Origin of the sequence: Bradyrhizobium sp. (assembly GCF_049512235.1) — a bacterium.
Classification (GTDB): Bacteria; Pseudomonadota; Alphaproteobacteria; order Rhizobiales; family Xanthobacteraceae; genus Bradyrhizobium.
On the sequence record NZ_JBEKXH010000134.1, the window covers coordinates 1 to 22,490 of the forward strand.

General features: G+C 61.3%; 24 protein-coding genes. 21 read left to right on the forward strand and 3 right to left on the reverse strand.

Annotated elements, in window-relative coordinates:
* Positions 1-57 precede the first annotated feature (57 nt).
* From ABSG20_RS14500 to ABSG20_RS14600, 21 genes are all read left to right on the forward strand, one after another.
* The gene (locus ABSG20_RS14500) at positions 58-1,491 is read left to right on the forward strand and encodes an HlyD family type I secretion periplasmic adaptor subunit (protein ID WP_423865191.1); all 1,434 of its coding nucleotides are present in this window, start codon (positions 58-60) and stop codon (positions 1,489-1,491) included.
* A 614-nt stretch (positions 1,492-2,105) separates the two neighbouring features.
* Positions 2,106-3,014 (forward strand): glycosyl hydrolase family 65 domain-containing protein, encoded by a 909-nt coding sequence (locus tag ABSG20_RS14505; RefSeq protein ID WP_423865192.1) that lies wholly within the window; start codon positions 2,106-2,108, stop codon positions 3,012-3,014.
* Between the two features lie 302 nt (positions 3,015-3,316).
* The gene (locus ABSG20_RS14510) at positions 3,317-5,128 is read left to right on the forward strand and encodes an NAD(P)H-dependent oxidoreductase subunit E (RefSeq protein WP_423865193.1); all 1,812 of its coding nucleotides are present in this window, start codon (positions 3,317-3,319) and stop codon (positions 5,126-5,128) included.
* Between the two features lies 1 nt (position 5,129).
* Complete coding sequence (locus ABSG20_RS14515) at positions 5,130-5,852, forward strand: 2Fe-2S iron-sulfur cluster-binding protein (RefSeq protein WP_423865194.1); 723 nt, start codon at positions 5,130-5,132, stop codon at positions 5,850-5,852.
* 20 nt (positions 5,853-5,872) lie between these two features.
* A complete protein-coding gene (locus ABSG20_RS14520) occupies positions 5,873-6,415 on the forward strand; it encodes an NADH-quinone oxidoreductase subunit B family protein (RefSeq protein ID WP_423865213.1) in 543 nt (180 codons plus the stop codon).
* A 27-nt stretch (positions 6,416-6,442) separates the two neighbouring features.
* Complete coding sequence (locus ABSG20_RS14525; RefSeq protein ID WP_423865195.1) at positions 6,443-7,675, forward strand: Ni/Fe hydrogenase subunit alpha; 1,233 nt, start codon at positions 6,443-6,445, stop codon at positions 7,673-7,675.
* A 39-nt stretch (positions 7,676-7,714) separates the two neighbouring features.
* Positions 7,715-8,218, forward strand: a complete 504-nt coding sequence (locus ABSG20_RS14530; protein ID WP_423865196.1) for a hydrogenase maturation protease — start codon at positions 7,715-7,717, stop codon at positions 8,216-8,218.
* The gene (locus tag ABSG20_RS14535; protein ID WP_423865197.1) at positions 8,215-8,628 is read left to right on the forward strand and encodes a response regulator; all 414 of its coding nucleotides are present in this window, start codon (positions 8,215-8,217) and stop codon (positions 8,626-8,628) included. Before ABSG20_RS14530 ends, ABSG20_RS14535 begins: the two co-directional genes overlap by 4 nt.
* A 1-nt stretch (position 8,629) precedes the next feature.
* Positions 8,630-8,962 carry a hydrogenase maturation nickel metallochaperone HypA gene (gene hypA / locus ABSG20_RS14540; protein ID WP_423865198.1) on the forward strand — a complete coding sequence of 111 codons (333 nt, stop codon included), beginning with the start codon at positions 8,630-8,632 and terminating at the stop codon, positions 8,960-8,962.
* A complete protein-coding gene (hypB, locus tag ABSG20_RS14545) occupies positions 8,962-9,843 on the forward strand; it encodes a hydrogenase nickel incorporation protein HypB (protein ID WP_423865199.1) in 882 nt (293 codons plus the stop codon). Before hypA ends, hypB begins: the two co-directional genes overlap by 1 nt.
* Positions 9,844-9,903: 60 nt before the next feature.
* Positions 9,904-10,203: a HypC/HybG/HupF family hydrogenase formation chaperone gene (locus ABSG20_RS14550; protein ID WP_423865200.1), complete on the forward strand. Its 300-nt coding sequence runs from the start codon at positions 9,904-9,906 to the stop codon at positions 10,201-10,203.
* Between the two features lie 50 nt (positions 10,204-10,253).
* On the forward strand, positions 10,254-11,813 hold the full coding sequence (gene atpD, locus ABSG20_RS14555; protein ID WP_490338325.1) for a F0F1 ATP synthase subunit beta: 1,560 nt from the start codon (positions 10,254-10,256) through the stop codon (positions 11,811-11,813).
* The gene (locus tag ABSG20_RS14560) at positions 11,788-12,192 is read left to right on the forward strand and encodes a F0F1 ATP synthase subunit epsilon (RefSeq protein WP_423865201.1); all 405 of its coding nucleotides are present in this window, start codon (positions 11,788-11,790) and stop codon (positions 12,190-12,192) included. Before atpD ends, ABSG20_RS14560 begins: the two co-directional genes overlap by 26 nt.
* Positions 12,185-12,523 carry an AtpZ/AtpI family protein gene (locus tag ABSG20_RS14565; RefSeq protein WP_423865202.1) on the forward strand — a complete coding sequence of 113 codons (339 nt, stop codon included), beginning with the start codon at positions 12,185-12,187 and terminating at the stop codon, positions 12,521-12,523. Before ABSG20_RS14560 ends, ABSG20_RS14565 begins: the two co-directional genes overlap by 8 nt.
* Positions 12,516-12,830 (forward strand): N-ATPase subunit AtpR, encoded by a 315-nt coding sequence (locus ABSG20_RS14570; RefSeq protein WP_423865203.1) that lies wholly within the window; start codon positions 12,516-12,518, stop codon positions 12,828-12,830. Before ABSG20_RS14565 ends, ABSG20_RS14570 begins: the two co-directional genes overlap by 8 nt.
* Positions 12,831-12,840: 10 nt before the next feature.
* Positions 12,841-13,521, forward strand: a complete 681-nt coding sequence (locus ABSG20_RS14575) for a F0F1 ATP synthase subunit A (RefSeq protein WP_423865204.1) — start codon at positions 12,841-12,843, stop codon at positions 13,519-13,521.
* Positions 13,518-13,826: a F0F1 ATP synthase subunit C gene (locus ABSG20_RS14580; protein WP_423865205.1), complete on the forward strand. Its 309-nt coding sequence runs from the start codon at positions 13,518-13,520 to the stop codon at positions 13,824-13,826. Before ABSG20_RS14575 ends, ABSG20_RS14580 begins: the two co-directional genes overlap by 4 nt.
* A 2-nt stretch (positions 13,827-13,828) precedes the next feature.
* Complete coding sequence (locus ABSG20_RS14585) at positions 13,829-14,671, forward strand: F0F1 ATP synthase subunit delta (protein WP_423865206.1); 843 nt, start codon at positions 13,829-13,831, stop codon at positions 14,669-14,671.
* Positions 14,668-16,311, forward strand: a complete 1,644-nt coding sequence (locus ABSG20_RS14590; RefSeq protein WP_423865207.1) for an alternate F1F0 ATPase, F1 subunit alpha — start codon at positions 14,668-14,670, stop codon at positions 16,309-16,311. The genes ABSG20_RS14585 and ABSG20_RS14590 overlap by 4 nt, the downstream gene beginning before the upstream one ends.
* Entirely contained in the window at positions 16,308-17,201 is an 894-nt protein-coding gene (locus ABSG20_RS14595) for a F0F1 ATP synthase subunit gamma (protein WP_423865208.1), read from the forward strand. The genes ABSG20_RS14590 and ABSG20_RS14595 overlap by 4 nt, the downstream gene beginning before the upstream one ends.
* 121 nt (positions 17,202-17,322) lie before the next feature.
* A complete protein-coding gene (locus ABSG20_RS14600) occupies positions 17,323-19,692 on the forward strand; it encodes a phosphoketolase family protein (RefSeq protein WP_423865209.1) in 2,370 nt (789 codons plus the stop codon).
* 115 nt (positions 19,693-19,807) lie between these two features.
* Here ABSG20_RS14600 and ABSG20_RS14605 read toward each other — a convergent pair whose 3' ends face one another.
* The 3 genes from ABSG20_RS14605 to ABSG20_RS14615 form a co-directional block, all read right to left on the reverse strand.
* A complete protein-coding gene (locus tag ABSG20_RS14605; protein ID WP_423865210.1) occupies positions 19,808-21,070 on the reverse strand; it encodes an MFS transporter in 1,263 nt (420 codons plus the stop codon).
* A gap of 87 nt (positions 21,071-21,157) precedes the next feature.
* Positions 21,158-21,604, reverse strand: a complete 447-nt coding sequence (locus tag ABSG20_RS14610) for a hypothetical protein (RefSeq protein ID WP_423865211.1) — start codon at positions 21,602-21,604, stop codon at positions 21,158-21,160.
* 320 nt (positions 21,605-21,924) lie between these two features.
* Positions 21,925-22,490, reverse strand: a 566-nt coding sequence (locus tag ABSG20_RS14615; RefSeq protein ID WP_423865212.1) for a UPF0182 family protein, incomplete at its 5' end; no start/stop codon positions are given.

Genomic DNA, 22,490 nt, shown 5'->3' on the forward strand with positions numbered 1-22,490 from the left:
AGTTGATCAACACTGATGGGCGCTACGCGTCGCTGCATCGCCTGCAGGCTGGTATCCATGAAGTTCGCTGAGGCCGCCATGAGCTATTTCCGGGCACCGAAATCGCGTGGGAAGAACGAACTCGCCTTCCTGCCGGCCGCTCTGGAGATTGTCGAAACACCAGCGCCGCCGCTGGCCGGCGCGATCGGCGGAACCGTTATCGCGCTGTTCAGCCTAGCACTCGTCTGGGTCTCGCTCGCCCATATCGACATCGTCGCCTCGGCGCCGGGAAAGATCATCCCCAGCGGCCGCACCAAGATCATCCAGCCGTTCGAAACCGGTGTCGTCCGCGCCATCCGGGTTCGCGACGGGGAGAGCGTCAAGGCCGGCGATGTCCTCGTCGAGCTCGATCCGACCATGAACGAGGCCGAACGCCAGCATTTCCAGAGCGACCTCGTCGTGGCCGAACTCGACGTCGCGCGGCTCAAAGCGGCGCTTGACGGAGATCCCGACCCGCTCGCCGGCTTTCGTCCGCCAGAGGGGGCGGATCCGGCGCTGGTGGCGACGCAGCGACAGTTCCTGATCCAACAGATCGACGAACAGCGCGCCAAGCTCGCCGCCCTCGACAGCCAGCAGACCCAGAAGCAGGCCGAACTCGCCACTATCCTGGCAACGGTGAACAAGATCGAGGCGGTGCTTCCCGTGCTGCAGGAGCGGGTCGATATCCGGCAGCTTCTCTATTCCCGTGAGACCGGCTCGAAGGTGAATTACCTTGAGATTCTCCAGTCGCTGGTCGAGACCCGGCAGGAACTCTTCGTCCAGCAGAGCCGGTCGCGCGAGGCGGAGGCCGCCCTGGCGGCGGTTTTCCAAGCGCGTGCGCAGGCCGCGGCGGAGTTCCGCCGTACCCTGTCGGGCGAGCTGGTGGAGGCGCAGCGCAAGGCCGCGGGGCTGCGCGAGGATCTGGCCAAGGCAACGCAGCGAACAAGGCTTCAGCTGCTCGCCGCGCCGGTCGACGGCACGGTGCAACAGCTTGCGGTGCATACCGTCGGCGGGGTGGTAACGCCGGCGCAAGCATTGCTGGTGGTGGTGCCGGCCGATAGCCACCTTGAGATCGAAGCCATGGTGTCGAACCGGGACATCGGCTTTGTCCACGTGGACCAGGACGCCGAGATCAAGATCGACACCTTCAACTTCACCCGCTACGGGCTGCTAAAGGGGCGAGTGCTGAGCGTGACGCAGGACGCCATCGCGCGCGACAGGCCGCAGCCGGACAAGGCCGGCGACAAGGCGCCGGGCGCAGAAGCGAGCAGCAGCGAGCCTGCCGGTCAGGAGTTGGTTTATGCCGCGCGCATCTCTCTTGACCGCACCCGGATGCAGATCGATGAGAACCTGGTCAATCTCTCTGCCGGAATGGCCGTCACCGTGGAGATCAAGACCGGATCGCGAGCGGTCATCAGCTATCTGCTATCTCCGCTGCTGCGGTACAAGCAGGAGAGCTTGCGCGAGAGGTGAGGCCACAAGAACAGCGGGTAGATCGACCGCGGCGCAGAGCGGCGAAGCGGCGCGTGAAATGATCCGTGGGCTGCCAATGATTTTTTATGATCCCCAGTGGGGTTTAAATCTCCTTCGGGAATCCCCACATACGGTCCATGGCTTACTGGCAAGCATCGATCACGCGGGAACCGCCGAAGACGAAGGCAGAGCTGCGCCAGATGCTGACCGAGGCCGTCCGCAACACGCAACCCAGCGCGGATCGTCGGCCGAAGCGCCTGTCGAAGGCGCGCAAGATCGCGGCTGGGGCTGCGCACGCCGATTGAAGACCAGTCTGCCGGGCCCTAGACGACCATCCAACCATCCCGGGCAATTTCATCCGACCTACGACCGGCTTCATTCGTGACCAGCGCGAAAGTTTCATAGGGGAACAGCGTATGCGGAAACTTCCCAAGCCCAGCGTGCAAGAGATCGACGACGGACCGCAAACGGTATCTTTTGAGATAGCGAATGGCAACGCACGGCAGCGCTGCATTCTGCAAACCAAATTTCCAACACAATCGTAACAGCGGGCTGCAGCTGCGTTTTGATGCAACATCGTTGGCTGCAGCTCGTGTGGAGCTGAGTAGTTTCCCTTGCGGTTCGCTACCTACCATCTGAACAGCGCCGTCGACCCGGCGGACGAGCGCGTGTCGATCGGCGCGCGGGCGCTGACCGGGGACGATTATCATGGCCACGTGTTCTGGGACACAGAGATATTCCTTCTGCCCTTTTATATCCTGACATGGCCGGAAGCCGCGCGAGCGCTGCTCATGTATCGCTTTCGCACCCTTGATGCAGCGCGGGCAAAATCGGCAGGTCTTGATTTCAGAACGGGGCTGTTCGAACAATTCGCAGGCTATTTTGCCCTTGAACAGATCAATCTGGCGGACTACGCAGGCCGGTCCGTGCCAATGGACGTGGTTCTTGGGCGGGAGCGGACGCAACGATTCCAGGTGGTCAAACAGGCTGATGTCGTGGCGCATCTCGCGCTGCTGCCGGAGGAGTTCGCTGGCGAGACTGGGGCAGCGAACTTCCACTACTACGAGCCTCGCTGCGGCCACGGCAGTTCGCTGAGCCGGGCGATGCATGGGCTGGTCGCGGCTCGGCTAGGCTACTCCGAAATGGCGTTGGGCTACTTTCGGCAGACCGCAGCGATTGATCTTGCGGATACCCATGTGGCGATTAGTGGTGGCGTGCATATCGCAGCCCTTGGCGGGATCTGGCTGACGGCAGTGTTCGGCTTCGCCGGGGTGTCATTGCGCAGCGACGCCGTGGTCATCGACCCGCAACTTCCGGTGGGTTGGCGCGGACTCGGCTTCGGCCTTCAGTGGCGTGGTCGCCGCCTCAAGGTCATGATCGACCAGACCAAGCAACGCCTCGAGGCAACTTTGGAAGCGGGAGAGCCGATGACGCTCATCGTGAGCGGCACGCCGCACGAGCTCCGCCGTTGCCAAGTGCTTCGGGTCTTCGCCGCAAGGCCGGATGGATCAAAATCCCGCTGAGCCACTAGCTCAGTTCGTCTGCCGGCGGTTGATCATGCCGCGGACCCACGATCAGGCCGAGCGCCGACGGCTTAATTTTTGGTGAGTGAGCAGAATTGATCAGCCGCCACGTGATCGGGCGTGACAGCATATCATTGAATGTGGCCTGAGAGTTCCTGGGAGCCCGATCAAAGGCGCCTGCTTTGGCTGAGGTCAAGCCGATCCCGGCCAAATTCAAGCTTGGTCTGAAGATACGCGAACGCGCGTTCGAATTCCTGCTTGGGCTGGCTCGTTACGCTGATTTAGAGGAGCGGGGTTAGCCGATGAACGCGAACACTGATGCCGCCGTTGAAGCCATCGTCAGGGAGTTCGCGGCGAACCGAAGCCGTCTCCTTGATATCTTCGAGGCGGTCCAATACCGGTTCGGTTTCATCAGCGATAACGCGATCGAGGCAATCGCGAGCGGGATTGGCATTCACCGCGTCGAAATCGAAGATACGCTGTCATTTTATTCGTTTCTCGACCGCGCGCCCCGCGGTCAGTTCCGGATACGGCTGTCCAAGACGCCGATCTCCTTCATGAAGGGCGCAGAGGATGTCGCCCGCGCCTTCGAAGCGGAGCTCGGTATCGAGCTGGGAGCCACCTCGCTGGATGGCAAATTCACGCTCGAGTGGACGAGTGACATCGGCATGGCAGATCAGGAACCCGCGGCCCTGGTCAACAGGGTTGTGCTGACCGCGCTGTCGCCCGCGGATGTGCCAGGAATTGTCGGCGCATTGCGACAACTGGGAAATGACGGCGGCTTGCCTCCATTCCCTGTGCATCCCTCAGAGGGCATCATGTTGCCCAAAGCGAGGGTGGCATCCAGCCTGGTTCAGTCCGGGCCGCTGCTTTCTGGTGCACGCGGTCGTGCCGACGGGATCGTCGCCGCGCTGGCTCGTTCACCGGACAAGGTCATCGAGGAGATCACGAGCGCCAGACTGAGGGGGCGCGGCGGTGCCGGATTTCCGACTGGATTGAAATGGCGGCTCACCCGCAAGGCCGCCGGCAAGGATCACTATCTGGTCTGCAACGCGGATGAGGGGGAGCCCGGCACGTTCAAGGATCGCGTTCTGCTGTCGGAGTTTTCCGATCTTGTTTTCGATGGCATGACGGTTGCGGCCTACGCGCTGGGTACGCGGCATGGGCTCGTCTATCTCAGGGGCGAGTATGCCTTTCTCTGGGATGCGCTTCAGCAGACGCTGCAGACCCGCCGCAGCCTCGGATTTCTCGGCACTAACATCTGTGGCCGCGACGGGTTTGATTTTGACATCCGGATCCAGCTGGGGGCCGGAGCCTACATCTGCGGCGAGGAATCCTCGCTGCTCGAATCGCTCGAAGGCAAGCGCGGCGCGCCGCGAGACAGGCCGCCCTTTCCGACCGAGCGCGGCTATCTGGGCCAGCCGACCTGCATCGACAATGTCGAGACCTTCGTCTGCGCCGCCCGCATCATCGAGAAGGGCGCCGCTTGGTTTGCAGGACAAGGCACGAAGGAATCAGCCGGGACGAAGTTGATGAGCGTCGCGGGCGATTGCGCGCGTCCGGGGGTGTATGAGGTGCCGTTCGGCATCACCGTCAACGAACTGCTTGACCTCGTGGGTGCGCCGGATGCCGAATATGTCCAGGTCAGCGGCCCTTCGGGCCAGTCCATTGCGCCGAAGGATTTCGGCCGCCGCATCGCCTACGAGGATCTTTCGACCGGCGGTTCGACGATGGTGTTCGGTCCAGGGCGCGACGTGCTGGCAATAGCCTTGCAATTCGCCGATTTCTTCGTCGACGAGTCCTGTGGCTGGTGCACACCGTGCCGGGTAGGGACCACCCTTTTAAAGCAGGGGATGGAGAAGGTGGTCGCCGGACGCGCAACGCTTTCGGATCTGGTCCAGATCGAGGCGCTCGGCCAAACCGTCGCGCGGATGAGCCGCTGTGGCCTCGGCCAGATGGCGCCGAACCCGATCCTGAGCACGATGCGCAGCTTTCCCGAGCTCTACGAGGCGAGGCTCGCACCTCAGCCCTTCACGCCGCGCGTCTCCTTGGATGACGCGCTGCGCGAGGCGGTGGCGGTCCAGGGACGCGAACCCGCAACCAGGGAGAACTAGGATGGATGCCGTAACCTTCCGATTTACGGTCGACGGGATGGAGGTGCAGGCGACCGAGGGGCAATCGGTGATCCAGGCCTGCGACGCGGCAGGGATCTATATCCCGCGTCTCTGCCATCATCCGGATCTGGAGCCCGCCGGCAATTGTCGTGTCTGCACTTGCAATATCAATGGCCGCAACGGTGCAGCCTGTGTCACACCGGCTGTCCACGGCATGGTTGTCGAAAGCAACACGCCGCAACTGACCGGCGACAGGCGCGCCATCATCGAAATGTTGTTTGTCGAAGGCGATCATCCCTGTCCGTACTGTGTGGCCAGTGGGGATTGCGAATTGCAGGCGCTCGGCTACCGGCTTGGCATGGTGGCGCCGGCTCAACCCTATCAGCAGCCCGGCCGAAAGATCGACGCCACACACCCCGATATCTATCTCGATCACGACCGATGCATACTTTGCTCGCGCTGCATCCGCGCCTCGCGGATGGAGGACGGCAAGACGGTTTTCGGTTTTGAAGGGCGCGGGATCAAAATGCGGCTCAACGTCGATGCGCAGGGTGGGCTCGGAGAAACCCAGATGGCCGCCATCGACAAGGCGGCCAGTGTCTGTCCGGTCGGCTGCATTGTCATCAAGCGCGGCAGTTACCGGATCCCGAATGGCAGCCGCCGCTTCGATAAATCGCCGATCGGCAGCGACATCGAGGCCAAAAGGACGAGCCGTAAATCATGACCGCCACCTTGGTCTCGAAAATGACAAAACCCAAGCTTGCGACATGCTCGCTGACAGGATGCTTTGGCTGTCACATGTCGCTGCTCGATATTGACGAGCGGATCCTCGAACTGGTCGAGCTCGTCGATCTCGACGTCTCTCCTTTGGATGACAAAAAGACGTTCGATCAGCCGGTCGATGTCGGCTTCATCGAAGGCGGCTGCTCGAACGAGTACAACATCAGGGAGCTAAAGGAATTCCGCAAGCATTGCCGCATCCTGGTTTCGGTAGGGGCCTGCGCCATCAATGGCGGCATACCGGCGATGCGAAACACGGTAGGCCTGCGGGAATGCCTGGAGGCCGTCTACCTCAATGGCACCTCTCTTGAAGGAGACGGCTTGATCCCGAATGACGAAGACCTGCCATTGCTGCTGGATCGGGTCTATCCCTCGCACGAGGTCGTCAAGATTGATTACTTCCTGCCGGGTTGTCCGCCTTCCGGCGACGCCATCTGGGAAGGCCTCAAGGCCTTACTCACCGGCAGGGTACCGGCGCTGCCCTATCTTCTATGCAAGTACGAATGATAGCATCATGACCGGAGCGCCACTGCGATGACCGACATTGAAGCTGTCCGCGCGCCGAGGAAGATCGTCATTGATCCCGTCACCCGTGTCGAAGGCCACGGCAAGGTCACGATCCGTCTCAACGAGGCCGGCGAGGTCGAACAGGCCCGATTTCATATTGTGGAGTTCAGGGGATTTGAACGTTTCATTCAGGGCAGGATGTACTGGGAAGTTCCGGTTATCGTCCAGCGGTTGTGCGGCATCTGTCCGGTCAGCCATCATCTCTGTGCCGCCAAGGCCATGGATGTTGTCGCCGGCGTGGACAAGCTGACGCCCACGGCGGAAAAGATTCGGCGGCTGATGCATTACGGGCAGGTGTTGCAGTCCAACGCGCTCAACTTTTTCCATCTCGCCTCTCCTGATCTTCTGCTCGGGTTCGAGGCCCCTGTCGCGCGGCGCAACATCATCGGCGTGATCGAATCCTTCCCCGAGGTTGGCAAGTGGGCAATCTTCATTCGAAAATTCGGCCAGCAGGTGATCGCCGCGACCGGTGGCCGGCGAATTCATCCGCGGCTGTGCATTCCCGGCGGCGTCAACCAGAACCTGTCGGTGGAGAACCGCGATGCACTTCGCAAAGACGTCGACCAGATCGTCAAGTGGTGCTGCGAAGCCCTCGAGCTGCACAAATCCTTCGTGCGCTCGCATGAGAAGCTGCACGAGAGCTTCGCGAGCTTCCCATCGAGTTACATGAGCATCGTGGGCGCCGATGGCGGAATGGATCTCTATGACGGCTTGCTTCGGGCGATCGATGCCGGGGGAAAGCCGATCTTTGCGGGCGTGCGCCCCGCCGACTATCGCGACTACCTCATCGAGGAAGTGCGCTCCTGGAGCTATATGAAGTTTCCGCATATCCGCTCGCTTGACCGCGAGAACGGATGGTACCGGGTCGGTCCGCTGGCCCAACTGAACTGCTGCGACTTCATCGGCACGCCGATCGCGGAGGCCGCACGCAAGGATTTCATGGCGCTCGGACGTGGCGGGCTCGTCCATGCCACCCTTGCCTATCATTGGGCTCGCCTGATCTGCATGATTCACTGTGCGGAAACGGTGCGGGATCTGCTGTTCGACGACGATCTCCAGGGCACGGACCTTGTCGTGACCGGTGAGCGGCGGCCCGAGGGTATCGCCATCGTCGAGGCGCCCCGTGGAACGCTGCTGCATCACTATGAGGTGGACGATCTCGGACGCGCTCGGCGACATGCCGTTGATCGTCACGCTTGAAGATGCCGACGGCGCGGTGATCGCAAGGCGGTTGAAACAATGAGCAGCTCCGGATCCGGTGCTTCGCCTCCGCGTGAGACACGCGTTCTCGTCCTCGGCTATGGCAATCCGGGGCGTCAGGACGACGGGCTGGGCCCGGCGGCGGTAGCGGAGATCGAAAGCCTGGGATTACGCAATCTGACCGCCTTCGACAACTACCAGCTCAACATTGAGGACGCCATGGATGTCGCGGCGCATGACATCGTGTGGTTCGTCGATGCGGCCAGAACTGGACCATCGCCGTACTCCGTGCGAGTTGTGTCGCCACAGCCCATCATCGAATTCACCAGCCACATCGTGCGCCCCGAAGCTGTTCTTGCCATCGCAAGCCAATGCTACGGCGCGTCGCCGCAGGCCTTCCTGCTTGCAATCCGGGGCTACGAGTTCGAGTTCACCGAGGCGCTGACATCAGGCGCCAAAGCTAATCTGAGCGCAGCCCTGGCCATGCTTACCGAGCGGTTTCGTGCCGTGCAAGCGCAGGCGACGTCCAGGGAGGCAATATGAATATCGGCTTCTTCGAGCGGCGCAGGACGATCCTGCTTGTCGACACCGATGCGCACGCCCGCGCAGCCCTGCGCGTCGCCCTGGAGGCGGCCGATTTCTCGGTGGGGGAAGCGGCCAACGACCGGGAGGGCGAGCGCACGGCGATGCGGATCAAGCCCGATGCGGTGATTGCAGAATTGATTTTGGATGCGGATCATGCGGGCGCGACCATCGCCGAGAGGCTTCATGCCGGCGGCAGAAATATTCCTTGCTATATTCTTAGCAGCGCCAGCGACGCCCTGATGGGCTCCGTCGGCCTGCACGAGATTGGCATATCAGGCGTGTTTCTAAAGCCTGTCGATGCGGCGATCGTGATCCAGACACTCAAGACGCGGCTCGGCGCGGGTCCGCGGGGTACCGGGCATGCATGAGATGTCGCTTATCGAAAGCGTCGTGGCATTGGTCGAGGACGAGCGCCGGAAGCAGGAATTTTCGCGTGTCCGAGTGATCCGATTGGCGGTCGGGGTGCTCGGTCATGCCGAGCCGGCGGCGCTGCGTTTCTGCTTCGACGTCGTCACGCGGGGCACGATTGCGGGTGGGGCGCGGCTGGAGATTGAACAGGTATTGGGTGAGGGCTGGTGCCCGTCCTGCCGGCAGACCGTATCCCTCCATGAACGGTTTGCGGCGTGCCCCGTATGCGGCGCCGCGCAGGTGACGATGACGGCCGGCGGCGAGTTGCGATTGTCCGAACTGGAGGTGGAGTGATGTGCACCGTTTGCGGTTGTGGAGCAGATCTCCCGACCAGAGATCCTGGCCCGGAAAGAACTGTTGCGGCTCACGCCCATGAGCATGATCATGGCAAGGATCATGCCCACCCGCACTCACACGAACGTCATCACGGAAGGATCGATGAGACCATCGATTTTGGCAAGGGCATCGCCGGAGTTACTTTGGCTGGAGCGAGCCAGAGGAGGACGATCCGTATCGAGCGCGACCTGCTATCGAAGAATGACGCCTTCGCTGACGCCAACCGCATTCGACTGCGGAGAGCCAGGACATTTGCCCTCAATTTTGTCTCCAGTCCCGGCTCCGGAAAGACTTCGCTGCTCGTTCGCGCTGTCAACGACCTCAAAGACCGCTGGCCGATTGCCGTGATCGAGGGCGACCAGCAAACTTCGCGCGATGCCGAGAGGATCCGCGCAACCGGCGCGCCGGCCGTGCAGATCAATACCGGTAAAGGTTGCCATCTCGATGCTCACATGATTGGCCACGCGCTTGATCGTCTGTCACTCGCGCCGGGTGGCATGCTGTTCATTGAAAATGTCGGAAACCTCGTTTGTCCGGCAGCATTTGATCTCGGCGAAGCGCACAAGGTGGTCGTGCTGTCGGTGACGGAAGGCGAGGACAAGCCGCTGAAATATCCGGACATGTTTGCTGCTTCGGCTCTCATGTTGCTGAACAAGGTCGATCTGCTGCCGCATCTGGAATTCGACGTCAGCGCCTGTCTTGCGGCGGCGTTGCGCGTAAATCCAAGCATTCAGGTCCTGACGATCTCCTCCCGGACGGGCGAGGGCCTTGCGGCGTTCTACGCCTGGATCGAGGCGCGCGCCGCCGCCATGATGGAACCGGCGGGGCTGACGGCATGAGGATCCCATGCCGTTGAACTCCGCTCCAGCGCCCGTACCGCGAACCCGGGAAGACGCCTCATGTGCCTAGGAATTCCAGGCCGCATCGTGAAAATCGACGACGCCGCCAATATGCTGGCGATCGTCGACGTCGGCGGCGTCCGGCGTAAGGTCAACATCGCCTGTATCGTCGACGAGGAGCATCCGGTCTCGTCTTGCGTGGGCATCTGGGTCCTGATCCATGTCGGATTTGCCATGAGCCGCCTTGATGAAGCAGAAGCGGCCGAAACGCTTCGGATTCTCATCGAACTGGGCGAGGCGCAGGCCGAGCTCGAAGCCATGCGCCTTTCGTCGGCTCAGGCGCGCTCAGCGAGCGACTGAGTAGTTTCCGAATCTGACGTCACGAGCCAGCGGCCCTTAAGATGATTTAAATGCCCGGAAAAGCAATTGCGAAGACTCATTGCCTCGGTGCGGTCGTCTCGGTCCGCGGCAGTGTTGTGGATGTTCGGTTTGATCGGCATTTGCCGCCGATCTACTCGGTGTTACGTGCCGGGGATAAGGGGCAGATCGTGATCGAGGTGCTCGCGCAGCTGGACGCGTGTCGCGTGCGCGGGATCGCGCTTACACCGACCCAGGGTCTCGCTCGCGGAATGGCGGTGCAAGACACCGGAGGCCAGCTGGAGGTGCCGGTCTGCAAAGAGGTGCTCTCCCGCATGTTCGATGTGTTTGGCAACGTCATCGACCGCGGGGCAGCTTTATCGGATTGCCAATGGCGATCCGTGCATCAGCCGCCGCCGGCACTGGCGCGACGATCCACCAAGTCGGAAATCTTTGAAACGGGCATCAAGGTGATCGATGTCCTTACTCCGCTAGAGCGCGGCGGCAAGGCGGGACTATTCGGCGGGGCGGGCGTTGGCAAGACGGTGTTGCTCACCGAAATGATCCACAACATGGTCGGACAACATCAAGGCGTGAGCATATTTTGCGGTATCGGCGAACGTTGTCGGGAGGGCCAGGAGCTTTACCATGAGATGAAGCAGGCCGGCGTGCTGCCGAACATGGTGATGGTGTTCGGTCAGATGAATGAGCCCCCTGGCGCCCGCTTCCGGGTTGGCCACGCGGCACTGACGATGGCCGAGTATTTCCGCGACGACGAGCATCGTGACGTGCTGTTGCTCATCGATAACATTTTTCGATTTATCCAGGCCGGCATGGAGGTATCGGGCTTGATGGGCCAGATGCCGTCGCGGCTGGGGTATCAGCCAACCATGGGCACCGAGCTGTCGAGTCTGGAGGAGCGCATCGCCAATACCGACACCGGCGCCATCACCTCAATTCAGGCGGTGTATGTGCCAGCGGACGATTTCACCGATCCGGCGGCCGTGCATACGTTCTCGCATCTTTCCGCGTCGATCGTACTCTCGCGCAAGCGGGCAAGTGAAGGACTGTTCCCGGCCATTGACCCGCTGCAATCCAATTCCAAGATGGCGACGCCCGGCATTGTCGGCATCCGGCACTACGGGCTGGCGCAGGAAATCCGGCGGACATTGGCGCAATACGCTCAACTCAGGGACATCATTTCGATGCTGGGCCTTGAGCAGCTTTCGGCGGAGGACCGCAACGTCGTCCTCCGCGCCCGCCGCCTGGAAAGGTTCCTCACTCAGCCGTTCTTTACGACCACCCAGTTTACCGGGATCGACGGTAAACTCGTCAGCCTGGAGGACGCATTGGACGGCTGTGAGCGGATCCTGCGCGATGAATTCAAGGACTATCCAGAGAGCGCGCTCTACATGATTGGAGCGATCTCCGAAGCCAAGGAAAAAGTGAAACCCGGCGCGCCTGCAACTCGAGCGGAACCCGATGCCAGTGCGGGCGCCGGCGTAACTGCTGCCAACAGATCGACAGCCCAAGCGACACTTGGGTCGCATCCCGTACCTGGCTCGAAACCTCAACCGACGCCCGGACATGCCGGTAACGCCGATGCGTCTTAAGGTTCTCTTGCCATTTCAGGTCTTCACCGAAAGGACCGGCGTGTTCCGCATTGTTGCGGAGACCCGCGAAGGCTCGTTTGGACTCTTGGCCCACCGATTGGATTGCGTGGCGGCGCTCGCACCGGGAATTCTCATTTACGAAACGAAAGCGGAGGGCGAGGCTTACGTGGCCGTGGATGAGGGTGTGCTGGTCAAGACCGGCTTGGAGGTGCTCGTCTCCGTTCGCAACGCCATTGCCGGGGCGAACCTCGGTCATTTGCGCGAGACGGTCCAACGGCAGTTTCTGGACCTGGACGCGAAGGAACGAAGCGTGCGCTCGGTGTTGGCGAAAATGGAAGGCGATCTCATGCGCCGCATGGCGGCTTTTCACAATGCCTGACGATCCTCAAACCGGACCCTCGAAGCGGAACCTGTCGTTCAGCGAGGAGGTCGGCGCGAAGGCGGCGCGCAAGCTGAGGGCACGGCGCAACTCCGCGCAGGGTGTCTGGTTCGGTTTGGGCATGATGGGGCTGATCGGCTGGTCAGTGGCGGTGCCGACGCTGCTCGGCGCCGCGCTCGGCATGTGGCTGGACCGGCATTATCCGGGAAAACACGGCTGGACACTGGCGCTGCTGGTGGCCGGGCTCGCGATCGGCTGTTTCAATGCCTGGCACTGGGTAGCGAATGAAGAAAAGGCCATGCGACAGGAGCAGGAGGATGACGATGAATGAGGTTTGGCCGCTGGTGGTGGCGTTGCCGGCGGGCGTTTTGCTGGGCGTTATTTTCTTCGGTGGCTTGTGGTGGACGGTGCGCAAGGGGGTTTCGTCGGAGCAACCGGTGTTCTGGTTCTTCGGCAGCCTGTTGCTGCGGATGAGCATTACCCTGGTCGGACTCTATCTTATCTCCGGCGGGCAATGGCAGCGATTGTTGCTTGGACTCGCTGGATTCGTCGTGGCCCGCTGGGTTGTGACCCGGTTGACCCGATCGTCCGGAGGCATCCGAAACCGGCCGGTGCCGGAGGCCGGGTATGCGCCTTAGTTCCGATGAGATGATCTTCTGGCAAGGCGGGTTTCTCAAGCTCAATGCCACCATCGTGTTCACCTGGGCACTGATGCTGGTGCTGGCCCTGGGTTCAAAGCTCGCCACCCGCAAACTTTCCACAGGCCTCGAACGTTCGCGTTGGCAGAGCCTGCTGGAAATCGTCGTCACCGGCATCGAGAAGCAGATCGGAGACGTCGGCCTCCAGCAACCGAAGAAGTATATCGGTTTTCTCGGCACGCTTTTTCTATTCGTTGCCCTGGCCAGTCTCTGCACAATCATCCCCGGCTACGAGCCCCCGACCGGCTCGCTATCGACCACTGCCGCGCTTGCGCTCTGCGTGTTCGTGGCTGTACCCCTTTTCGGCATCGAGGAGCAGGGCCTGGGCGGCTACCTCAAGTCCTACATTGAGCCGACGGTCATCATGCTGCCCTTTAACATCATCAGCGAGCTTTCACGCACGCTGGCCCTGGCAGTCCGCCTGTTTGGCAACATGATGAGCGGGACGATGATTATCGCGATCTTGCTGACCATCACGCCCTTCATCTTCCCGATCGCCATGAGCGCGCTCGGTTTGCTCACCGGCATGGTGCAGGCTTACATCTTCAGCATTCTCGCCGCGGTTTACATCGCATCCGCGACCCGGGTCCGTAACCCCAGGCCGCCACCTGCGGCAAGCATTGATGCATGAACAAGGGATCGGGAGCAACCGCCATGGATAGCATAACCCTCATCGCGATCGCTTCAATTGCTACCGCCGGCTTGACGATTGCGCTGGGCAGTATCGGGCCCGCGCTCGGCGAAGGGCGCGCGGTCGCGACGGCATTGAGTTCGCTCGCCCAGCAACCCGACTCTGCAACGACGATCACGCGTACTTTGTTTGTGGGTCTGGCAATGATCGAGTCCATTGCGATTTATTGCTTCGTGGTTTCGATGATTCTCATCTTCGCTAACCCGTTCTGGAATCACGTCATTGCCCAGGCCGCCGGAAAGTAGCCATGCTGATCGATTGGTTCACCGTCGGAGCCCAAGCGCTCAACTTCATCATTCTGGTATGGTTGCTGAAGCGCTTTCTCTATAAGCCGATACTCGACGCGGTCGATGCACGGGAAAAGCTGATCGCCACGGAACTTGCGGATGCCGACGCAAAAAAGTCCGAAGCTAAGGCACAGCGCGACGAATTCCAGCACAAGAACGCCGAGTTCGACCGGCAGCGCGCCGATCTCCTGAGCAAGGCGAGGGATGAGGCGAAGGCCGAACGTCAGCGGCTGTTCGGCGAAGCGCGGCAGGCGGCCGACGCATCGAGTGCAAAACGACAGGATGCGCTGATACGCGAGGCGCATGATTTAGGTGCAGCTATCAGCCGCCGGACCCGGCAGGAAGTATTTGCCATCGTGCGAAAGGCGTTGAAGGATCTCGCCACAACGAGTCTGGAAGAGCGTCTGGCCGACGTATTCACGCGCCGGGTGCGGGACATGGACAGCAACGCGAAAGCAGGCCTCGCCGAGGCCCTCAAATCCGCATCCGCCCCCGCGCTGGTGCGCAGCGCGTTTGATCTGCCAACAGAGCAACGCGTGGCGATACAAAATAGCCTGAATGAAACTTTCTCGGCTGAAATACGCGTCCGGTTCGAGACCGCGCCGGATTTGGTCAGTGGGATCGAGCTCACCACGAATGGGCAAAAGGTGGCCTGGAGCATCGCAGACTACCTCGGATCGCTCGCGCAGGGCGTCGACCGGCTCCTGGAAGCGAATGACAAATCGCAAGCGAAGCCCAAGATTAAAGCCGGCAAAACCGCGCCTCAATCCGAAAAACCCGAGCCTGGACCAGGGTGCCAATGATCGCTGCACCTGAAAGCCTGCAGAGTGTACTTGACGGCGCGTTTGCCGGAATAGCGCAGGCACGCGAAGCATTCACGCCGCGACTGACGCCACGGGAGGTCGGGACGATCGTCAGCGTCGCCACCGGCGTAGCCAAGGTCACGGGTCTTCCCAATGTGGGCTTTGAGGAGTTGGTAAAGTTTCCCGGCGATGCGCTCGGCATTGCGTTCAACGTGGACGAGGACGAAATCGGCGTCGTTCTGCTTGGCCAGTACTGGAATCTGCACAGTGGTGACGAGGTGGAACGGACGGGCCGGGTGATGGACGTGGGTGTTGGCGACGAATTGCTTGGACGCGTCATCGACCCGCTTGGCCGGCCGCTCGATGGCAGCGGGCCGGTGGCGGCCAGGGAGCGCCTGCCGATCGAACGTCCCGCCGCAGCCATCATGGACCGCGCGCCAGTCACCGTGCCGCTCCAGACCGGACTGACAGTTATCGACGCGCTGATTCCGGTCGGGCGGGGCCAGCGTGAGCTAATTCTCGGCGACCGGCAGACAGGAAAAACCGCCATTGCCATCGACACCATCGTCAATCAACGAGGCGAGAATGTCATATGCGTCTATTGTGCCATTGGCCAGCGGGCATCTGCCGTGGCCAAGACCATCGCGGGCTTGAGGGACAAGGGCGCGATGGATCACACCATCGTCGTGGTGACCGAGGGCAATGACCCGCCGGGTCTTGCCTATATCGCTCCTTATGCCGCGACCAGCATCGCGGAGCATTTCATGGATGCGGGGCGCGACGTCCTGATCGTTTACGACGACCTCACGCAGCACGCCCGCGCCTACCGTGAGATTTCCCTGCTGCTCCGCCGGCCGCCTGGTCGCGAAGCCTTCCCCGGCGACATTTTCTACATCCACTCGCGCCTGCTCGAACGCGCGACCCATCTTCGTCCGGAACTCGGCGGCGGCTCGCTTACTGCGCTCCCCATCATCGAGACCGAGGCGCAGGACATCTCGGCCTACATTCCGACCAATCTCATTTCGATCACGGACGGGCAAATCTACCTTTCGCCGTCGCTGTTTGAATTGGGATTACTCCCCGCAGTAGATGTCAGCATGTCGGTCTCGCGCGTCGGTGGCAGGGCGCAACGGGCGGCCTATCGCGCGGTGGCAGGCGACCTCAAGCTCGCCTATGCGCAGTTCGAGGAACTGGAGACGTTCGCGAGGTTTGGCGCCCGCCTGGACACAGACACCCGCAGGATTATCGCACATGGACAGCGAATCCGTGCCTGCCTGAAGCAATCGGAATTCGCTCCAGTATCCGTGCCCGGACAAATCGCCGTACTGCTGGCGTTGGCGGCGGGGCTGTTCGAGCCGGTTCCGATTGACCGGATGACGGACGCCGAACACGCGGTGCAAGAGGCGGCCGCGACTGTTCCGACCGAGGTGGGTGCGCGATTGAACACCTCCGCGACATTGAGCGCCGAAGACCGGGCAACAATCGTCCAGATCGCCCGCAATGCACTCATGGGCTTTCAGCCTCAGCCCGAGTCCGCAACGGAAGCCAGAGCCGAGCCAAATCGTCAACGCCGGCCCACGCCAGAGGCCGAGAGGGATGTCGCACCGAAAGCCACACCAGTACCCGAGGAGAAGTCGTGAGCGACACCACAGCGAGCCTGCGGCGCAAGATCGCCAGCGCCGGCGAACTGCAATCTGTCGTTCGCACGATGAAAGCCATGGCTGCCTCGAACATCGGACAGTATGAGCGAGCGGTGCGCGCATTGGGCGACTATTATCGCAGCGTTGAACTGGGGTTGAGCATCTGCTTCCGCAAAAGCGCTGCCGCAGCGCCTTTCGTTGCAGGCGATGCGCAAACCGAAGCGAAGTCACTCGACGCGATCGTGTTCGGATCAGACCAGGGACTGGTAGGCCGCTTTAACGACCTGTTGGCGGATTACGCGGTGGCGTCCCTCGCCGCAATGCCCGGCAAACATCGGGTCTGGGCCGTCGGTGAGCGCTCGCACGCGCGGCTGTCGGACGCGGGCCTGCCGCTGATGGGTTTCTTCGCCGTGCCGAATTCCGTAAAGGGTATCACCCCGCTCGTCGGGGAGATTCTCGTGCAGAGCGAGGCGTGCCATAGCCAAGGTGAGGTCACTGAGCTCCATCTGTTCTACAATCGCCCGATGTCTCGGGCGGCCTATGCGCCCGTACATCAGCGATTGTTGCCGCTGGACAAAGACTGGCGACAGCGGCTCGCGGGACTGCCCTGGCCGACGGGAAATCTGCCCGAAGTGACCGGGGAAACCACCGCCACCTTGCGGGCGCTCATTCACGAATACCTGTTCATCTCACTGTTCCGGGCGTGCGCCGAATCCCTCTCGAGCGAAAACGCCAGCCGACTGGCGGCGATGCAACGCGCGGACAAGAACATCGACGGATTGCTGGAGGACCTCAACGGGGCATTCCATCGGCTGCGACAGAATGGGATCGACGAGGAATTGTTCGACGTTGTCTCCGGCTTCGAAGCGCTCAGCGTCGAGGGCAGATGATGCGCCGTAGCGCGACCGCCGACGGTCAATTGGAGCTAAGAGCCAGCGCCGGGGCGCAACTCGTGCCGCCGGCAAGGTCGAAAGGTTGACGATAAAAATCCATTCAAACCCGGAGCCCGCCATGTCCGATCCAATGTCGCCCGAACTTCTCGAAAAGATGCACGCCTACTGGCGCGCCGCGAATTACCTTTCGGTCGGGCAGATTTATTTGCAGGACAATGCTCTGCTGGAAACACCGCTCAGGCCTGAGCATATCAAGCCCCGCTTGCTGGGGCATTGGGGTACTACGCCGGGATTGAATTTTTTGTACGTCCATCTCAACCGGCTGATCAAGGATAACGATCTGAACATGATCTATGTCATCGGTCCCGGCCACGGTGGTCCGGGCATTGTGGCGCACACCTATCTGGAAGGGTCTTACACGGAGCGCTATCCCGCTATCGAGCGCGACCGAGGCGGACTACATCGGCTTTTTCGCCAATTCTCCTGGCCTTATGGAATTCCGAGCCACGTGTCGCCGGAAACGCCCGGCTCCATTCACGAAGGCGGCGAGTTGGGCTACTCGCTGGTCCACGCCTATGGTGCGGCCTTCGACAATCCGGATTTGATCGTCGCCTGCGTTATCGGTGACGGCGAGGCCGAAACCGGTGCCCTCGCCGCCAGCTGGCACTCCAACAAGTTTCTGAACCCCGCCCGCGACGGCGCGGTGCTGCCGATCCTTCATCTCAACGGGTTCAAGATCGCCAATCCGACCGTGCTGGCGCGTATCGGCCGTCAGGAGCTGTCCGAGCTGTTGCGCGGCTACGGTTACGATCCGCATTTTGTCGAGGGCGACGATCCGGCGCTTGTGCATCAAAGCCTTGCCGGCACGCTTGACAGGATTCTGGTCCAGATCCGTCAGATCCAGAGCCGTGCGCGATCCATTGGCGGGGCGGAGACGCCGGAGCGGCCGCGCTGGCCCATGATCGTGTTTCGCACGCCCAAGGGCTGGACGGGACCGAAGTTTGTCGATGGTCTCCCTGTGGAAGGCACCTGGCGCGCGCATCAGGTCCCGATTGCGGACATCAACAACCCCGAACATCTCAAACAGCTCGAAGCGTGGATGAAAAGCTATCGGGCGCACGAACTGTTCGACGAGAAGGGCAAGTTCCGCGATGAGTTTGCGGCGCTGGCGCCGACCGGCCATCGTCGCATGGGCTCAAATCCGCACGCCAATGGCGGCGAACTGCTGATTCCCCTGTCGATGCCTCACTTCCGGGACCATGCCATCGACATCCCGTCACCTGGAGCCATCAAGGCGGAAGCGACGCGCAATCTGGGTAAGTTTATCCGCGACGTGATGAAGCTCAACCTCGCCCAGCAGAACTTTCGGCTGTTCGGTCCGGACGAGACCGCGTCGAACCGGCTGGACGCCGTCTACGAAGTCGCGGGCAAGGAGTGGATGGCGGAGGTTGAAGCGGTCGACCTGGATCTCAGCGTCAACGGCCGCGTGATGGAGGTGCTCAGCGAGCATCTGTGCGAAGGGTGGCTCGAAGGTTATCTGCTCACCGGACGCCACGGCCTGTTCTCGTGCTACGAGGCCTTCATCCATGTCATCGATTCGATGTTCAATCAGCACGCCAAGTGGTTGAAGGTAACTCGAAAGATTCCCTGGCGCAAGCCAATCGCATCGCTGAATTACCTGCTCACCTCGCATGTCTGGCGACAAGATCATAACGGATTTTCGCATCAGGATCCCGGCTTCATCGATCATGTCGCGAACAAGAAATCCGAGATCGTGCGGATCTATCTCCCGCCGGATGCCAACTGCCTGCTTTCGGTCGCGGATCATTGTTTGCGCAGCCGCAATTACGTCAATCTGATCGTCGCCGGAAAGCAGCCGGAGTGGCAGTGGCTCGACATCGATTCAGCCATTCGCCATTGCACCGCCGGCGCGGGTATCTGGCGCTGGGCCAGCAACGATGCCGGCGATCCGGACGTGGTGATGGCTTGCGCGGGAGACGTGCCGACCCTTGAAACTCTGGCCGCGGTTTCGCACCTGCGCGCGGATTTTCCTGATATCCGCATCCGTGTCGTCAACGTCGTCGATCTCATGGTGCTGGAGCCCCAGTCCGAGCATCCCCATGGCATGGAAAACCAGGATTTCGATGAGCTGTTCACGACTAGCAAGCCGGTGATCTTCGCCTTTCATGGCTATCCCGCCATGATTCACAAGTTGACCTATCGTCGACATAATCACGACAATTTTCATGTCCGCGGCTACAAGGAGGAGGGAACCACCACGACCCCGTTCGACATGGTAGTGTTGAACAATCTCGACCGCTATCAGCTCGCGCTCGACGCCATCAAGCGGATTCCGAGGTTCAGCGCTCAGGTGGAGGCGGCGACCGCGCGCTACTGGACCGCCATGGAGCGCCACAAGCTCTATATCAGCGAGCACGGCCAGGACATGCCGGAGGTTCGCGACTGGCGCTGGAACGTGGTGACATGATCTCGCGGCCCGGATCGCCACGGGGACTTGCCGAATGATGTTTCCTTGTTTCCGCTTGAGCGGCTTTTCGATTGCCATGGTAGCGGCGAGGTCGGAGATGTCGGGCCTCGAGCGGTCATCTGAGCTCGTTCTTATGCGACGGATTGGTTTCAGGCATCAGCAACCACAGCAGCAGCACGGCAGCCAGGGCCACTGCGGCGAGACCTAAAAATCCCGCCGCGCGGCCAAGGCTCGCGGCCACAAGGCCTGAAATTGTAGTGCTGAGCGAAGCGCCGACTCCGGACGTCGTGCCGACGAACCCCTGCGCCAGGTTGAACCGGCCAGTACCCGTTGTAAGGTCGGCGACGATTAGCGCTGTCAGTACGCCCAGCATCGTTGCGCTGACGCCGTCGAGTACCTGAGCGGCGATGAGAATCATTGGATTGGTGGTCAACGCGAACAACAGCGCACGGATCGGCAAAGCCGCGAATCCGACGAGCAGAAGTGGCCGCCGGCCCCGGGTGTTCGCCTGGCGTCCCGCCCATGGCGCCATGATCGCTACGATCACTTGGGGGACCATGATCAACGCCGAGACGATGAGCGAGGAACGAACTTCCTTGCTGTACACGAGCGCCTCGCCGGTGAGCGGCAGCATCGACGCGTTCGCCATCTGGAACAAGAACACGCAGCCGGCGAATATGAGCAGACCGCGGTTCTTCAAAAGGCTCCGGAGCTGTACTCTCGGCGGCGCGCTCGGTCCTTGATGCTCCGGGAGGCACGAGGCGCGGCCGAAATGGATATCTGAAGGCCGGATCAGGCAGAGCGCGGCGAGCAGCGGAAGCACCAGCGCGGCGGCGGCGAAGAATATGTCGCGATACGACAGGAAATAGGCGACAAGGCCGAAGAGACCGGCCGCGACCATCCCGCCCGTCGAAGCGAAGCGCTGATTGCGTCCGAGTTGTTCGGCGAGCGCTGCATGGCCGACCAGGCCAAGGCTGATGGCAGCAATCCCCAGCCCCAGGAAGCCGCCGGTGACCCCTTGAAGCACCAGGGCGGCCAACACCAGCGGGAAGGTCGGCCGAAGCGCAATAATCAGTGCGCCCGCCGCAACCATAGCGGCACCCAGTGCGACCGCGATACGCTTCGATCTAATAGTGTCGAGCAACGCTCCGCCGGGCAGTTGACTGAGCAATCCGACGAATCCAGCGGCGCTCAGCGCAAAACCGATATTCTCTTGGGTCCAGTTTTGCTCGGCCAGAAATGCGGCGACGTAGGGGCCGAAGCCCGACAATACCCCGGCGAGGAACAGGTTGACGCCGTCGAGGCCACGCAAGCTGCTGACAGACGGCGACGGTGCAATCGCAACCGCGGCCTCTGCGTAATCCGTAGTGATGACCATGGCGCCTCGCTCCGCCCATAGGCTCCGCACCATCACGCGCGGCATATTGGGATGCAAGCCGACTGCAACCCGAGAACCTGAGCTCGGCTATCTTGAGCTCGGGCGTTCCTGTCCTAACACGTAGGTTCGAAGTACGACGGCGTCGTGGCATGCGTTATGAGGCACGCTACTTAGCACCGTTGAATCAAAGAGCGGCAGGTCGAGCAGTTCGAATATTAGCCGCGGCGAAGGCAATCGCCATCCAGGGCCCGTTATCATCAACAGCGCCGTGTGTGCGATATCTTCAGGCCAATCGGCGATCACTAGCGGCTCCGGATCTGCACGAAGATACGAAGCCAGCTTCGCAATCACCTCAGAGCGCGCAACAGGCAGCTTTTGCAGAACCGGTAGCACGTGGTCGGCGACCCAAGAAGTCGGCTCGACACAGGCCAATGCCTCATAAAACGGCAATCCACCTTGATCCTCAGGCACAAGCGCCAGCGAGATCAGTTGCCCGCCAAACCCGTTGAACTCAGCATCGAGAAAATACCGCATCTGTTACCCATTTCGAACGAACCGGCCGTCGATACCATAATTTGTGTCGACGCCGAACGGTCACCCTAACAGAGGTGTCCCTATCATCAGCACCACGAACAGCGGCCAGTCGCTAAGCAGGTCTGTCCGGGAAATGATGATAGTGCCGGCGAACAGCGCGAGTGGCAGGGCGTGCAGGAAGACCATCCTCGTCGTGCCGCGAGCCCGCGACCACGCCGAGTCCCAGCGTGACCACGACTGGTAACAGCGCGCCGAACATCAGGCGCCGCCCCGGCGGTCAGGCACCCGCTCGCAGCCGGTCCAACTGCCGCCGCGATCACCTAAGTGGGCGGATTGGCTAGCAGGTGTTTGAGAGCCTCCATGGCTTTACCGAATTTGTCCCAATCACCTTGCTGCATCGCTTTTTGGGCATCCTCGAATTGGGTTCTCGCCCGCCCAGTATCTGGCTCACGAACCGTCGTCCCCAGCGCGGCACCGGTCGTCTGGGTCCCGCGTCCTTGAGCTGTTGCTGGCTGATTTTGCTGCGTACCAAAAAGGGCAACGAGCGCCTCGTCCAAGGTGGGCTCCATCACAACCTTGTCGCCGGCGACGGCTATCACTCGCTTGAGCTGCGGAAAGTTCTTGCCCTCCGCGGTGAGGTACAAAGGAACCACATACAGGAAGGAATTCTCGATCGGGGTCACGATCTGCTTGCCGCGAATGACACGCGAACCATTTTGGTTCCACAGTGTGAGCTGCTGGGAAATCGTGGTGTTTTGATCGATCATCGCCTCAATCTGGTTGGGTCCATAAATCAGCTTTTCCTTCGGCATCGTGCTCAGATCATTGAAGATGTTGGGAAAGGCTCGCCGATAGGCGGCGAGGATAGGGTCTTTAGGATCCATGA

Coding starts and splice junctions, on each gene's coding strand:
- ABSG20_RS14500 (WP_423865191.1), top strand. CDS start 58: ATGAAGTTCGCTGAGGCCGCCATGAGCTATTTCCGGGCACCGAAATCG.
- ABSG20_RS14510 (WP_423865193.1), top strand. CDS start 3,317: ATGAACGCGAACACTGATGCCGCCGTTGAAGCCATCGTCAGGGAGTTC.
- ABSG20_RS14515 (WP_423865194.1), top strand. CDS start 5,130: ATGGATGCCGTAACCTTCCGATTTACGGTCGACGGGATGGAGGTGCAG.
- ABSG20_RS14520 (WP_423865213.1), top strand. CDS start 5,873: ATGACAAAACCCAAGCTTGCGACATGCTCGCTGACAGGATGCTTTGGC.
- ABSG20_RS14525 (WP_423865195.1), top strand. CDS start 6,443: ATGACCGACATTGAAGCTGTCCGCGCGCCGAGGAAGATCGTCATTGAT.
- ABSG20_RS14530 (WP_423865196.1), top strand. CDS start 7,715: ATGAGCAGCTCCGGATCCGGTGCTTCGCCTCCGCGTGAGACACGCGTT.
- ABSG20_RS14535 (WP_423865197.1), top strand. CDS start 8,215: ATGAATATCGGCTTCTTCGAGCGGCGCAGGACGATCCTGCTTGTCGAC.
- hypA (WP_423865198.1), top strand. CDS start 8,630: ATGTCGCTTATCGAAAGCGTCGTGGCATTGGTCGAGGACGAGCGCCGG.
- hypB (WP_423865199.1), top strand. CDS start 8,962: ATGTGCACCGTTTGCGGTTGTGGAGCAGATCTCCCGACCAGAGATCCT.
- ABSG20_RS14550 (WP_423865200.1), top strand. CDS start 9,904: ATGTGCCTAGGAATTCCAGGCCGCATCGTGAAAATCGACGACGCCGCC.
- atpD (WP_490338325.1), top strand. CDS start 10,254: ATGCCCGGAAAAGCAATTGCGAAGACTCATTGCCTCGGTGCGGTCGTC.
- ABSG20_RS14560 (WP_423865201.1), top strand. CDS start 11,788: ATGCCGGTAACGCCGATGCGTCTTAAGGTTCTCTTGCCATTTCAGGTC.
- ABSG20_RS14565 (WP_423865202.1), top strand. CDS start 12,185: ATGCCTGACGATCCTCAAACCGGACCCTCGAAGCGGAACCTGTCGTTC.
- ABSG20_RS14570 (WP_423865203.1), top strand. CDS start 12,516: ATGAATGAGGTTTGGCCGCTGGTGGTGGCGTTGCCGGCGGGCGTTTTG.
- ABSG20_RS14575 (WP_423865204.1), top strand. CDS start 12,841: ATGATCTTCTGGCAAGGCGGGTTTCTCAAGCTCAATGCCACCATCGTG.
- ABSG20_RS14580 (WP_423865205.1), top strand. CDS start 13,518: ATGAACAAGGGATCGGGAGCAACCGCCATGGATAGCATAACCCTCATC.
- ABSG20_RS14585 (WP_423865206.1), top strand. CDS start 13,829: ATGCTGATCGATTGGTTCACCGTCGGAGCCCAAGCGCTCAACTTCATC.
- ABSG20_RS14590 (WP_423865207.1), top strand. CDS start 14,668: ATGATCGCTGCACCTGAAAGCCTGCAGAGTGTACTTGACGGCGCGTTT.
- ABSG20_RS14600 (WP_423865209.1), top strand. CDS start 17,323: ATGTCCGATCCAATGTCGCCCGAACTTCTCGAAAAGATGCACGCCTAC.
- ABSG20_RS14605 (WP_423865210.1), bottom strand. CDS start 21,070: ATGGTCATCACTACGGATTACGCAGAGGCCGCGGTTGCGATTGCACCG.
- ABSG20_RS14610 (WP_423865211.1), bottom strand. CDS start 21,604: ATGCGGTATTTTCTCGATGCTGAGTTCAACGGGTTTGGCGGGCAACTG.